General features: G+C 43.2%; 8 protein-coding genes. All 8 read left to right on the top strand.

The window, feature by feature from the left end; all coding sequences use genetic code 11:
- Positions 1–324 precede the first annotated feature (324 nt).
- The 8 genes from K6V21_RS04960 (at position 325) to K6V21_RS04925 (ending at position 15,261) form a co-directional block, all read left to right on the top strand.
- Positions 325–2,142 carry a glycoside hydrolase family 2 protein gene (locus tag K6V21_RS04960; RefSeq protein WP_224321038.1) on the top strand — a complete coding sequence of 606 codons (1,818 nt, stop codon included), beginning with the start codon at positions 325–327 and terminating at the stop codon, positions 2,140–2,142.
- 21 nt (positions 2,143–2,163) lie between these two features.
- The gene (locus K6V21_RS04955; RefSeq protein ID WP_224321037.1) at positions 2,164–6,114 is read left to right on the top strand and encodes a hybrid sensor histidine kinase/response regulator transcription factor; all 3,951 of its coding nucleotides are present in this window, start codon (positions 2,164–2,166) and stop codon (positions 6,112–6,114) included.
- A gap of 151 nt (positions 6,115–6,265) precedes the next feature.
- Complete coding sequence (locus tag K6V21_RS04950; RefSeq protein ID WP_224321036.1) at positions 6,266–7,558, top strand: Gfo/Idh/MocA family protein; 1,293 nt, start codon at positions 6,266–6,268, stop codon at positions 7,556–7,558.
- Positions 7,555–7,803: a hypothetical protein gene (locus K6V21_RS04945; protein WP_224321035.1), complete on the top strand. Its 249-nt coding sequence runs from the start codon at positions 7,555–7,557 to the stop codon at positions 7,801–7,803. The genes K6V21_RS04950 and K6V21_RS04945 overlap by 4 nt, the downstream gene beginning before the upstream one ends.
- Before the next feature lie 41 nt (positions 7,804–7,844).
- Entirely contained in the window at positions 7,845–9,263 is a 1,419-nt protein-coding gene (locus K6V21_RS04940; RefSeq protein ID WP_224321034.1) for a Gfo/Idh/MocA family oxidoreductase, read from the top strand.
- A 38-nt stretch (positions 9,264–9,301) separates the two neighbouring features.
- Positions 9,302–10,642: a DUF1080 domain-containing protein gene (locus K6V21_RS04935; protein WP_217712837.1), complete on the top strand. Its 1,341-nt coding sequence runs from the start codon at positions 9,302–9,304 to the stop codon at positions 10,640–10,642.
- A gap of 82 nt (positions 10,643–10,724) precedes the next feature.
- Positions 10,725–11,570: an FAD:protein FMN transferase gene (locus K6V21_RS04930; protein WP_224321033.1), complete on the top strand. Its 846-nt coding sequence runs from the start codon at positions 10,725–10,727 to the stop codon at positions 11,568–11,570.
- 361 nt (positions 11,571–11,931) lie between these two features.
- Positions 11,932–15,261, top strand: a complete 3,330-nt coding sequence (locus K6V21_RS04925) for a SusC/RagA family TonB-linked outer membrane protein (RefSeq protein ID WP_224321032.1) — start codon at positions 11,932–11,934, stop codon at positions 15,259–15,261.

Genomic DNA, 15,261 nt, shown 5'->3' with positions numbered 1-15,261 from the left:
TTTACAAGGCGATAACTTCTTGTAAACAGACTCTCGACTTCTTGCTGACAAGCTATTAACTATTTGTCAGCAAGAAGTTTTTATGTAGTATCCATTTTATACCGGAAACCTCCTCATGATTCTGGCTGTTATATTACTCTTCTATAATTTCCCATCTTCTTTATTTCTTGCTATTGATCTCGCCAATTAGTGCGTTTTTCCCATATATCTTTCTATCTTAGCGAATAAATGGAAAGATTATTGCATTTATTGAGTCAATTGCGTTATTCAGAAAATGAATTTGTAGCTAACTTTGCTTCCAAACATTAAATAGAGTTACATACCATGAAAAAATTATTCATCTCGTTATTTTTAGTAACGTTTTTTATTTTGGAGAGTTCGGCTCAATGGAAACCGGCCGGAGATAGAATAAAGACAAAGTGGGCAGAACAGATCAATCCTTCCGATGTATTGCCCGAGTATCCAAGGCCCATCATGCAGCGTAATGACTGGAAAAATCTGAATGGTTTGTGGGATTATGCTATTATTGATAAAGGTGGACGCATTCCAACGGATTTTGAAGGCCAAATTCTCGTACCTTTTGCTGTAGAATCGTCTTTGTCCGGAGTAGGAAGGAGAGTGAACGAAAATCAGGAAGTAATCTATCAACGGAGCTTTGAGATACCTTCAGCCTGGAGAGGAAAACAGGTTTTGCTACATTTTGGTGCCGTTGACTGGAAAACCGATGTATGGGTGAACGATATTAAGGTTGGGAGTCATACCGGAGGATTTACTCCATTCTCCTTTGATATAACTCCTGCCTTATTGGCTAAAGGCAGCAACCGCCTGGTTGTAAAGGTTTGGGACCCTACGGACAGAGGCCCTCAACCACGTGGTAAGCAAGTCAGCAGGCCGGAAGGTATCTGGTACACTCCTGTTACTGGTATCTGGCAAACTGTATGGCTGGAACCTGTTGCTGGTAAACATATTGAAAATCTTCGTATTACTCCTGATATTGACCGTCATCTGTTAACGGTAAAAGCTGAACTGAACGCCAACAGCACATCAGATTTCGTTGAGGTGAATGTGTATGATGGTAATCAATTAATTGCTGCCGGTAAGAGTATTAATGGAGAACCTGTAGAAGTGGAGATGCCTGAAAATGCAAAACTGTGGAGCCCTGATTCTCCTTTTCTCTATACTTTGAAAGTTACTTTAAAAGAGGGGAATAAGATTGTAGATAAGGTGGATAGCTATGCGGCCATGCGTAAATATTCCACTCGCAGGGATGCCAATGGTATCGTACGTTTGGAACTGAATAATGAAGCGCTGTTCCAGTTTGGCCCGCTTGATCAAGGTTGGTGGCCTGATGGTTTGTATACGGCTCCTACGGATGAAGCTTTACTGTACGACATTCAGAAGACAAAAGATTTCGGTTATAATATGATCCGTAAACATATTAAAGTAGAGCCTGCCCGTTGGTATACGCATTGCGACCAGCTTGGAATTATTGTGTGGCAAGACATGCCGAGTGGTGACCGTGGTCCGCAATGGCAGAACCGGAAGTACTTTGACGGTACGGAAATGAAGCGTTCAGCCGAATCAGAAGCTTATTATCGCAAAGAATGGAAAGAAATAATGGACTGTCTGTATTCTTATCCTTGCATTGGTACCTGGGTGCCATTTAATGAGGCTTGGGGGCAGTTTAAGACCGTTGAAATTGCTGAATGGACGAAACAATATGATCCAACCCGTTTGGTGAATCCGGCAAGTGGTGGTAACCATTATACTTGTGGTGATATGCTTGATCTGCATAATTATCCGGCACCTGAGATGTACTTGTATGATGCCCAGCGTGCAACTGTCCTGGGTGAATACGGTGGTATCGGTCTTGTTCTAAAGGATCATATCTGGGAGCCGAACCGCAACTGGGGTTATGTTCAGTTTAATTCTTCCAAGGAAGCTACGGATGAATATGTGAAGTATGCCGATATGCTGTATAAGATGGTAGACAGAGGATTCTCCGCAGCTGTCTATACACAGACTACTGACGTGGAGGTGGAAGTGAATGGCCTGATGACCTATGACCGTAAGGTTATTAAGCTGGATGAAAAGCGTGCTAAAGAAATAAATACACGTATCTGTAATTCGTTGAAAAAGTAATCTTCCGGGAAGGAGGAGGTTATGAGCCGAACGATTATAAAACTATTCTTTTATTTGTGCATATTGACGGTGTTACCGTCATATGCACAAAATGCTGTTCATTACTATTTTAAGACAATGGACATCCGGAACGGTCTTTCACAAAATACCGTATATCAGATTTTACAGGACAGGAAAGGATTTATGTGGTTCGGAACTAAAGATGGTCTGAACCGTTATGACGGTTTATCTTACCGCGTATACAAAAAGGAAAATTCCGGTTTAGGCAAGAATTTCATTACTGCACTTTATGAAGATCATGAAGGAAATATCTGGATAGGGACGGATGGGGGAGTTTTTATCTATAATCCGGTACTTGATTCTTTCACAGCTTTTAATCAGACGAGTGATAAAGGAACTGTTATTAGAGATTTCGTAACCATGATTGGAAGCGATGAATACGATAATATTTGGATATCGGTGGAGAATCAGGGCTTGTTTTGCTACAACCATGAGAAAAGGTTGTGGAATTATCTGCATGATTCGGGCATGTCCAATGTAGCTCGTTTCTGGCTTAACGAAAGTACCTGCTGGTTGGCTTTGTATGCTGACAATCTTTACTACACAAAGGATAATTTTGAAAGTCCGCTACAACCTTTTAAGGATGCAGATGGCAATGAGATATTTAAAGGAGATATCATTAACTGGCATGTCAGTGGTCCGCACAATTGCGTTTATATAGCTTCGGTTAACGGATTGACTGAGATAAACTTTACCACCGGTAAAACTCGTAGATTGCTGGACGCCTATGTACGCGTGTTGCAGTTCAAATCCGATGATGAACTGTGGGTAGGTACGGAGTCTGGTCTGTATATATACAATCTGACAAATGATAAGGTGACACATCTGTCGGTTCCTGGTCAGGATGATTCTTATGCATTGTCGGATAATGCCATTTATTCACTGTGCCGCGATAAGGAAAATGGTATGTGGATAGGTTCATATTTCGGTGGTGTGAACTATTATCCATATCAATGGACTTATTTTGAGAAGTTCTATCCAAGGGATGATCTCAGGGGCTTCGGGCGTAGAGTGCGAGAAATATGCGAAAGCAATGACGGTACGCTGTGGATAGGTACTGAAGACAAGGGATTATTCAATTATGACCCTGCAAATGGTAAAATAGTGCCTTTTGATCATCCTGCTATTTACAAGAATGTTCATGGACTTTGCCTGGATGGAGATGATCTATGGGTGGGCACCTTTTCCGGTGGATTAAACCGGGTGAATCTGCATACCAGACAAGTGAAACATTATTCCAGAGGTGAAACTCAGAACTCGATGTCCGCTAATGATGCTTTTACCATTTGTAAAACCACTACAGGCGATGTTTGGATTGGTACAACAGCCGGTCTACTGAAATACAACCGCTCTTCTGACGACTTTACACGTATTGCTGAATTGAAGAGTATGTTTACTTATGATATATTGGAGGATTTCAACGGTAATCTTTGGTTTGCTACTTTCTCCAATGGAGTCTTTTGCTATAATGTCCGAAGTCAGAAATGGAAGAATTACCTGTCGAATGAAAAAGATTCCGCTTCGCTCTCTTACAATAAGGTGATCAGTATCTATGAAGACAGCAGAAAACGCCTGTGGTTTATGACCTTGGGCGAGGGCTTCTGCCGCTATAATCCTGAGACGGATAACTTCACCCGCTATGATATGTCGAAAGGTTTCCCAAGTAATACTATCTATAAAATGGTTGAGGATAAGCGGGGAAATCTTTGGCTTACGACTAATTATGGTCTTGTCTGTTTCAACCCGGAAACGGAAAGTAAACATGTTTATACCACGGCTAATGGATTGTTGAGCAACCAGTTTAATTTCCAGTCCGGATATTGTGACAAGAAAGGGCGTATTTACTTAGGCAGTATCAATGGATTTATAGCTTTTGACCCTGAAACTTTTGTAGAGAATACTTTTCTTCCTCCGGTGGTCATTACTGACTTTTACTTGTTCAACAAGCGGTTATCAGTGGATAGTCCGGATTCTCCCATGAAGAAGAGTATTACTTATTCAGATGAAATAGAGCTTGATGCCAATCAGAATTCCTTTTCTCTTCAGGTGGCCGCTTTAAGTTATCAGGCTCCCGAGATGAATCGGTTAGAGTATAAACTGGAAGGTTTTAACAGTGAATGGTATACGGTAGGCAGGAACTCCATGATCAATTACTCCAATCTGCCTTACGGAAGTTATACGTTGCGTATAAAGGGATCTAATAGCGACGGTAAATGGAATGAAGCGCAACGTGTGCTTAAAATACGTATTCGACCTCCTTTTTACTTGTCTACCTGGGCCTATGTCGTTTATGTACTATTGGCTTTATGTTCTCTGGTTGCCGTTATTTTCTATTTTAGGAGAAGGACCCAACAGAAGCATCAGCAGACCATGGAGAAGTTTGAGCGTGAGAAGGAGAGGGAATTGTATACGGCTAAAATAGATTTCTTCACGAATGTAGCTCATGAGATACGTACGCCGCTTACGCTCATAAAGAGTCCGCTTGAGAATGTGTTGTCGTCCAAATCGGTATCTGATGAAATCAGGGATGATTTGGAGATAATGGACCTGAATACAAATCGGCTGCTCGATCTGGTCAATCAGTTGCTCGATTTCAGAAAAACGGAGACGCAAGGATTCCAACTGAATTTTGTGGAATGTGATGTGTCGGACATCTTGCAAAAGACGTGTAAGCGTTTTAGACTTTCGGCACGTCAGAAAGAATTGGAATTTGTTATTGACTCTCCCGAAACGGTGTATGCTTCGGTCGATAAGGAAGGATTGACCAAGATTATCAGTAATCTGCTTTCCAATGCCATCAAGTATTCTGAAACTTATATCCGCGTTAGGCTGTATGTGGAAGAAGATAAACTGTTGTTTTCGGTTTGTAATGACGGTCCTGTTGTTCCGGCAAAAATGCGTGAAGAGATTTTTAAGCCGTTCATCCAGTATAAGGAGGGAGTCTTGAGCTCCGTATCCGGTACCGGCATTGGGTTGGCATTAGCTCGCTTGCTTGCCGAACTGCATGAAGGCACATTATATATGGAAGATTCCATGGAATGTAATTGTTTCTTGTTATCACTTCCGCTGAAGCATGTACAAACTGTCACAATAGAGCGAAAAGAACCGGTAATGAATGAAGAATCATCCGGAGAAGGAGAACCGGAAACCGGTCGTAAACAATGTCGGTATACCCTGTTGGTTGTAGAAGATAGTTTGGAGATGCGGTTGTTTGTGACCAAACAATTGTCATCGGAATATCAGGTGCTGACAGCCGTCAATGGTATAGAAGCGTTGAAAGTATTGGGAGAACATACGGTCAATCTGGTTATTTCTGATATTATGATGCCCGAGATGGATGGATTGGAACTGTGTGAGCATCTGAAGTCGGAGCTTGATTATAGTCATATTCCCATTATATTATTGACAGCTAAAACCACCCTTCAGGCAAAAATAGAAGGTATGAGGCTTGGTGCGGACGTTTACATAGAAAAACCGTTCTCTGTGGAATACCTAAGAGTGTGTGTGTCTAACTTGTTGAGTAACCGCGAGAAGTTGCGGGTTTCTTTTGCTCATTCTCCTTTTGTACAAGCTAACAGTATGGCGATGACTAAAGCAGACGAAACCTTTCTTAAAACATTGAAAGAAGTAGTTGTGGCCAATATGCAAAATCCTGAATTCTGTCTTGACGATATGGCGAGCCTGCTGAATATGAGCCGTTCGAGCCTGAACCGGAAAATAAAAGGGATACTGGATTTGACCCCGAATGATTACATTCGTCTGGAACGTCTGAAGAAGGCGGCACAGCTGTTGCAGGAAGGAGAATGTAAGATCAATGAAGTATGTTACATGACTGGGTTCAATACCCCTTCTTACTTCACAAAATGCTTCCAGAAGCAGTTCGGAGTTCTGCCTAAGGACTTTATAAAGTGACAACAGGGGCGATTGGTACTATTTTCGCATTGTTTGGATAAATATTTATACTCTATATCTCAGGATTTTGCTATTTTTGGACTGTCATTTTATATCGCTGTTCTGCCTTCAGTAAAAGACGGGAAATAGGCTTTATTTTAAAGATTATATTATGAAAGATATATTGATCAGTAGGAGAGAGTTTCTGAAAGATATAGGGATGATTGGAGCTGGAGTGCTGCTATCGGCAAGCCCTTGGCTTTCTGCTTTTTCGGAAGTTGTAGAAACATCCGGTGAAAAGTGCCGTCTGGCTATCATCGGTCCGGGTTCAAGAGGACGTTTTTTGATGAGCTTCCTGGTGCAGAATCCTAAAGTAGAAATTGTGGCATTGTGCGATATCTATCAGCCCTCTATTGAAAAAGCACTGGAACTGGCTCCGAAAGCTAAAGTTTATGACGATTACCGGAAAATACTGGAAGATAAAACCGTTGATGCCGTACTGGTAGCTACTCCTCTTAATTCCCATTGCCAAATTGTGCTGGATGCTTTTGATGCCGGCAAGCACGTGTTCTGTGAGAAATCCATAGGCTTTACGATGGAAGAATGTTTCCGCATTTATAGTAAGCACATCAGTACGGGCAAAATATTCTTTACCGGGCAGCAACGTCTTTTCGATCCGCGATACATCAAGGTCATGGAAATGGTTCATGCCGGCACTTTCGGTGAGATAAATGCCATCCGTACTTTCTGGAACCGGAATGGAGACTGGAGGCGGGAAGTGCCTTCACCTGATCTGGAACGTCTGATTAACTGGCGTCTGTATCGCGAATATTCCAAAGGACTGATGACCGAACTGGCTTGTCATCAGTTACAAATAGGGAGCTGGGCACTGCAAAAGCTTCCCGAGAAAGTGATGGGACATGGGGCTATCACCTATTGGAAAGACGGTAGGGAAGTATATGATAATGTAAGTTGCATATATGTGTTCGATGACGGAGTGAAGATGACATTTGATTCTGTCATATCCAATAAATTCTATGGTTTGGAAGAACAAATCATGGGTAATCTGGGGACGGTGGAACCGGAGAAAGGTAAATACTTCTTTGAAAGTGTCCCTCCTGCACCTGGATTTTTGCAGATGATTAACGAATGGGAGAATAAAGTGTTTGATTCCTTACCTTTTGCCGGAACAAGCTGGGCACCGGAAACTGCCAATGAAAACAAAGGAGAATTCATTCTGGGAGAACGGCCTAAATCGGATGGTACTTCTTTGTTATTAGAAGCTTTTGTTGAGGCTGTTATTACCCGTAGGCAGCCGGAACGCATAGCCGAAGAGGGCTATTATGCAAGTATGCTTTGCCTGTTGGGCGATCAGGCTTTACAGGAAGAACGGGTACTATACTTCCCCGATGAATATAAAATCAATTACTTGAATCATCAAGCTAAAACACCTGAAGCCGTATGAAAAACACAGTCATTACCGCCCGCCGGAAAAAGATAGAACTGCTGACTTTGCTGGCGTGCTTCATTATAGGCAATCTGGCAAATCTGTATGCCATAATTTCTTATAAGACACCTTTCTCGGAGATGCTGACATCCTTTTTCTATGTCCTCGCGTTTTCGGGCGTGCTTTATGTCTTCTGGACAATCCTGCGCATTCTGTTCTATGGGATAAGAAGTCTGTTTTTGAAGAAAAGAGATGCGGACTGAAGATGATCAAGATTCAGTAACTTAATTAATACCAATGATATATGACGACACGAAGAGATTTTTTGAAAACGATGACAATGGCTTCTGCCGGACTGGCATTCGGAGCCGGTGATGTGCTGGGAGCCCGTGCTTCCACGACGCAAAGGAAAATGACGGACAAAGTGAAGATTGCCTATATAGGCATTGGAAACCGTGGCGAGCAGATTATAAGCGATTTTGCCCGTACCGGTATGGTAGAAGTCGTGGCTCTGTGCGATGTGGATATGGGAGCCGCTCACACCCAGAAAGTGATGAACCAGTATCCTAAGGCGAAACGCTTCCGTGATTTCCGTCAGATGTTTGACAAGGCGGGCAATGATTTTGATGCAGTAGCCATAGCAACTCCCGACCATTCACATTTCCCTATCAGTATGCTGGCTTTGGCATCAGGCAAACATGTGTATGTGGAGAAGCCACTGGCGCGTACTTTCTATGAAGGAGAATTGCTGATGCAAGCTGCACTGAAACGTCCGAACCTGGCTACACAGGTCGGTAATCAAGGGCATTCGGAAGCTAACTATTTTCAGTTCAAGGCGTGGATGGATGCCGGTATTATCAAGGATGTAACGGCTGTAACGGCACACATGAATAATCCCCGTCGCTGGCACAAATGGGATACCAATATCTATAAGTTCCCTTCCGGCCAGCAACTGCCGAAAGACATGGAGTGGGATGCCTGGTTGGGAGTAACTCCTTATCACGAATATAACAAAGACTACCATTTGGGACAGTGGCGCTGCTGGTACGATTTCGGAATGGGCTGTCTGGGTGATTGGGGTGCGCATATCCTGGATACGGTTCACGAATTCCTGGAATTGGGATTGCCCTACGAAGTGTCTATGAAATATGCCAACGGACATAATGACTATTTCTTCCCTTATTCTTCCACTATCCTGTTCCGTTTCCCTCAACGTAAGGGTATGCCGCCGGTTGACATTACATGGTATGATGGTCTGGATAATCTTCCTCCTATCCCTGCCGGTTATGGTGTATCCGGTTTAGATCCTAATATTCCTGCAACTAATCAGGGAGATACGCCGGCCTCCAGTCTGAACCCCGGAAAGATTATTTATACAAAGGATTTGATATTTAAGGGTGGAAGCCATGGCAGTACACTTTCCATAATACCAGAAGAGAAAGCTAAGGAAATGGCAGGCAAACTGCCGGAAGTACCTAAGAGTCCGTCGAATCACTTCGAAAATTTCCTGTTGGCTTGTATGGGACAGGAAAAGACCCGTTCACCGTTTGAAATTAACGGTGTGCTGGGGCAGGTATTCTCGTTGGGAGTGATTGCGCAACGTCTCAATACGCAAATATTTTTTGATCCTCGCACCAAGCAGATTACAAATAATGAGTTTGCGAATGCAATGTTGACCGGCGTACCGCCTCGTAAAGGATGGGACGAGTTCTATAAACTGTAATTGCATAGTATTAAATAATCAATAGAAGAAATATCAATATGAAAAAGAATTATTTGTTGCTTTTGTTTGTGTTTTGTGCGTCTGTGGTTTCGGCGCAAAACTGGGAGCCGCTTTTCAATGGGAAGAACCTGAGTGGCTGGAAGAAGCTGAATGGTAAAGCCGAATACAAAGTGGTAGATGGTGCTATTGTCGGCATTTCGAAGATGGGAACACCTAACACATTTCTGGCTACAAAGAAGACATATGGTGATTTTATCCTGGAGTTTGATTTCAAAGTAGATGATGGCTTGAATTCGGGTGTGCAGCTGCGCAGTGAAAGCAAGAAAGACTACCAGAAAGGACGTGTACATGGCTATCAGTTTGAAATTGATCCCTCCAAGCGCGCCTGGTCGGGTGGCATCTATGATGAGGCCCGTCGTAACTGGCTTTATCCGCTGACACAAAATCCGGCAGCTAAAAGTGCTTTTAAGAACAATGAATGGAATAAGGCCCGTATCGAGGCTATAGGTAATTCTATCGCTACCTGGATCAATGGAGTGCCTTGTGCCAATATCTGGGACGATATGACCCCTGCCGGTTTTATTGCTTTGCAAGTACATGCTATCGGTAATGCTGCCGATGAAGGAAAAACAGTCAGTTGGAAGAATATCCGCATTTGTACAACAGACGTAGAGCGCTACCGGACAGATCGGAAAGCTCCGGAGATAAATGTTATCCCCAATACCATCTCTCCGAATGAAGCAAAAGAAGGTTGGACGCTCCTTTGGGACGGTAAGACTTCAGAAGGTTGGAGAGGAGCCAAACTGAATTCTTTCCCTGAAAAGGGTTGGAAAATGGAAAACGGCATCCTGAAAGTGATGAAGAGTGGTGGCGCTGAATCTGCTAACGGTGGCGATATCGTGACTACCCGTCAATACAAAAACTTTATCCTGAAAGTAGATTTCAAGATTACTGAAGGCGCTAACAGTGGAGTGAAATATTTCGTAAACCCCGATATGAATAAAGGAGCCGGTTCGGCTATTGGTTGCGAGTTTCAGATTCTTGATGATGATAAGCATCCTGATGCTAAATTGGGCGTGAAAGGAAACCGCACATTGGGTTCACTTTACGATTTGATTCCTGCCCCGGCAGACAAACCTTTCAACAAGAAAGATTTCAATACGGCTACGATTATCGTGAAAGGTGACCACGTAGAGCATTGGCTGAATGGTGTGAAGCTCATCGAATACACACGTCAGAACCAGATGTGGGATGCACTGGTTGCATATAGCAAGTATAGAGATTGGCCTAACTTCGGTAATTCAGAGTCTGGAAACATTCTTCTGCAAGACCATGGCGATGAAGTTTGGTTTAAGAATATAAAGATCAAAGAGTTGTAATTAATAGTATGTCTTTGAAAAGGGTGAGTTGCAGAATTGTGGCTTGCCCTTTCATTTTTCTTTAGGAAACACAGACTTGGAAATGCCGGACGTTATTCAACATCTTTATAAATATTCACCTTCTCAGGGTGGCTTGCTTTATGCCTGGTTTCCATCCATGCATACACGTGTCGATATAATGCTGTGTGGCAGGCAGGGGGAGGACGTTTTGCTGTCGGTAGTCGATGCGGTGTACAAAATGCTGTGTCGTTTAGAAAAGATGGCCAACTATTATGATGCGGATAGTGAACTGGCATATTTGAACCGGACTGCTTCTATACATCCGCAACAGGTCAGCCACGAGCTTTATGATATGCTTACTTTCTGTGTAGATTGCTATACCCGTACTGCTGGATGTTTTGATGTAACTATTCATTCGGCTGACTATACACCCAATTTAATCCGTTGTGTTCAACTATCACCTCAGGAGCGTACCCTTCTTTTTTTGCGACCGGGAGTGACTATCAACCTTTCCGGATTCCTGAAAGGGTATGCTTTGGAAAAGACACGGAAATTACTGCAACATTATGAAGTGAAGGATGCATTGATCAATATGGGAAACAGTTCTGTATTGGCTTTGGGGCATCATCCCTTGGCTGATGGATGGAAGGTCAGTTTTGGACAGGGCGCTGTTCCAAAGGGGAGGGAACCACAGGAGTTGCTTCTTCAGAATGAATGCCTCACAACTTCCGGTAATGATTCATATGAGCGAAAACATATCATCAATCCTCGGAATGGAAAACCGGTGGAAGGGGAAAGAGAGGTAGCGGTGGTTACGGACAATGGTGCTATAGGTGAAGTTTTATCGACCGGTTTATTTGTGGCTGATGTCCGTCAGCGAAAAATTCTGAAAGCGGAGTTCCATCCGCGTTTGATTCTTGATCTTTAAAAGAACTTTTCAACTGAAGTAATGAGATATCTGAGCCGTACTTGCTCCGTACATTCTTCGCTCAGAGGTACTTCTGGACGAAGAAACTACGGATTTGGTACGGAGCAAGTACATCTCAGGTATTCTGTATGCAAGGATAGGATCTGTTTGTATAATATCTGTGTCAGAGGTATAGCCGGATACGCTACTAATACCTTTTTGCCTCGATTATTCTATAAAATGATCTTTTCGTTCTATCGGAAATAGCACATAAGCGCTACCTTTGAATGGCTGGATTCAGCTTGTTAGTATCCGGAAACTATCAGGAAGAACCGGTCTTATGGAAAACAGAAAATGATGTTTAATTAAAACTTTAAATCTTATGCAGGTAAATACAAAATTCCTCGTGTGTTCGCTTATATATATGGGGAGTCTTTCTGCGAATGCGGCGGGATCGTCTTCTTTGGCAAATGAAACGGTGCACGTATCTGTCCTTTCGGCGGATCAAACAAAAAATGAACGGAACATTACAGGACGTATAATCGACGGAGATACCGGAGAGGCTCTTATTGGTGTCAGCATTCTGGTTAAAGGAGCCTCTATGGGTACGGTGACCGATGTTGATGGGAAGTTCTCATTGCCTGTGGCTACAGGAGATGTCTTGGAGATATCGTATATCGGCTATAAAAGCCAGTCGATAGTGGTTGGCAATCAGAGTGTCTTGGATATCCGGATGATGTCCGATAACGAATTGTTGGATGAAGTGGTAGTGGTGGGCTATGGCTCTCAGAAAAAAGTGAATTTGACGGGCTCTGTTGCTACGGTTAATTTTGATGATAAGACCTTGTCGCGTCCCGTAACTACGCTTGCCTCTACTTTATCGGGTATGGTGGCCGGACTGAATGTGATGCAGACATCCAGTAAACCCAACTCGGAATCATCTACTCTGCGTATTCGCGGTACAGGTACTTTAAATGATTCTGCACCATTGGTGTTGGTCGATGGAATGGAGATGTCGCTGAATAATGTCAATCCTAATGATATCGCTTCCATTTCCATCCTGAAAGATGCCGCTTCGTGTGCTATTTATGGTAACCGGGGTGCTAATGGTGTTATTCTATTGACTACCAAGAAAGGTACGGACGGGAAAATCAACGTGACCTATTCAGGAAAATTCTCCTATAATACACCGGCTAATCTGATTCGCATGGTTTCAAACTATGCCGACTATATGGAATTTATCAATGAGGCTTCGGACAATGCAGGGCAGGCACAGGTATTTAGCCAAACTACCATTGATACGTGGCGTTCAGCGGCCAGCAATCCGAATGGAATATCCGAATCGGGCTACCCGAATTATGTGGCCTATCCGAATACGGACTGGTACGATGAGGTGTATAATCCGAAGTTGATGCAGGAACATTCTATTACGCTTACCGGTGCGGAAAAGAAAACCCGGTATAGCCTGAATGCCACGTACGTGGATAATCCCGGTCTGGTGGTAAATTCAGGAATGAAGAAATATTATATGCGCAGTAATCTGGAGTCGCAGGTCGCCAGTTTCCTAGCTGTGGGACTGAATGCATGGGGGTATCATGTCGATCAGGAAAGAAATAATGTTGATGATCTGAATGGTTTGCAAATGCAGAAAAGCACACCGGGAACCTATCCGTATTACGATGGGAAATATGGAGCTCCCGAAGCCCTCGAAGAAGATCCGGTAGTCAACAATCCGGTTTATTATCTGAATAGTGCGGGAGGCTCTTATAAAACAACGAAATTCTTTGTAAACCCTTATATTAAGATTGATTTCCTTAAGAACTTCCATTTGACTTCTAACTTCTACTACGATCATTATCGGCAGGAGAATCTGTGGCATTATTCCGATTATCAGGAAAGATTTTCATTCCAGCGTGGAGAAACGATGAATGTTCCTCCTACTTCCGAATTGCTTGCAGAGTATCCTGTGAAATATTATATTGATGGGAATCAGAGCTGGAAAAATACCACCACCTTAAACTGGGGACAGATTTTCAAAGGTAAACACGATGTGGCAGCCTTAGTGGGCTATGAGGAATTCCGTAAATGGGCACGTACTACCGATATTAGTAAGAAAGGGATGCTTGATACCAGTCTTACAGACTTTGACGCATTGACGGAACCTGATTATATCGACGGAAGCACTACAGAATTTTCATCCCGTTCTGTCTTTGGCCGTGTTACTTATACGTATGATTCCCGCTACTTATTTGAGGCGAATGTCCGTTATGACGGTTCCTCCCGTTTTTCTCCGGAGAACCGCTGGGGTATATTCCCATCCTTCTCGGCAGGATGGCGTTTGTCGGAAGAGAAATTCATGAAGAAGCTGAATTGGCTCGATAACCTGAAGCTACGCGTTTCCTGGGGACAACTCGGAAATAACTCAATCGGTAACTATGAATGGCAGGCTGTTTATGCTACGGCTCCCCATTATGCCTTTGGTAACAAGGAGGTCCCCGGGTTGGGTATGGGAAGCTTTTCTAACTACAACTTGGAATGGGAGACAACTACGGTAACCAACTTGGGGCTCGATTTTTCTATGCTGAAAAACCGTTTGAGTGGAACAGTGGAGGTTTATAATAAGTTGACGGATGGTATCTTGTATAATCCGACTTTGTCACCTACTTTGGCAGGGTTCAGTTCTCCCCGCCAGAATATCGCAGAGGTTACTAATAAGGGGCTTGAAATAACCTTAGGTTGGAATGATCGGATCGGTTCTGTCTCGTACGGCATATCCGGAAACTTCTCTTGCAACAAGAATGAAGTAACCAAATACAAAGGAGAACTTGTTCGCGGATGGCAGCAGAATGCGGATGGTAGTTCCACTTATTATACCAATCTGGGTGAGGTTTCAACAGGAGACTTACAGCGTGTTTTGGAAGGACACATGATCAATGAATTTTATGTGCTGAACGTATATAAAGGCGATAGAAACTATTTTAATGCCGACGGTACGGTAAATCCAAAAGGAGGGCCTTCTGACGGAATGATCCGTACGGAAGATGATATGAAATGGTTGCAGGCCATGACGGATGCCGGATATAAGTTCTATCCGAAACAGGGAATCGGCAAGAGTAATATCTGGTATGGTGATATCATTTATGCAGACTTGGATGGAGACGGCATTTATGGTGACGACGATGACAAGGATTTCCAGGGCTATTCTAAAACACCGAAGTATTACTTTGGCTTCCAGACAAATCTGTCATGGAAAGGCATTGACTTCTCTATGAACTGGGCTGGTGCTGCCGGATTCAAAATCAACTGGTATCAGTCTGGGGAGAATAGCAGTATAACCTGGTTTGGATATGGAATGGGTAAAGATGTGGCTTATGACCATTACTTTTATGATCCTGAGAATCCGAATGACCCGCGGACAAACCTTACTTCAGCGAATCCTCGTCTGACCATGGATAAAGCGGCTCAGGTAAGTGCATCCGGGCAGCATATTTTGCATAATGGCAATTATCTGAAGTTGAAGAATCTGACAGTCGGCTACACGCTCCCTAAAGATTGGGTACAGAAGGTATGTATGCAAAATGTGCGTTTCTATGTTTCGGGAGAGAATCTGCTGACGATTACTAAGTTCAAAGGCATTGATCCTGAGATGATGAGTGGAGTGGGTTATGCTCCAATGAGACAATATGCTTTTGGTGTAAATGTTACTTTCTAA

The organism is Bacteroides cellulosilyticus, from assembly GCF_020091405.1.
In the GTDB taxonomy this organism is placed as follows: domain Bacteria; phylum Bacteroidota; class Bacteroidia; order Bacteroidales; family Bacteroidaceae; genus Bacteroides.
The sequence above is the reverse complement of the archived record's forward strand: the minus strand, read 5'-3'. Positions and strand labels throughout refer to the sequence as shown.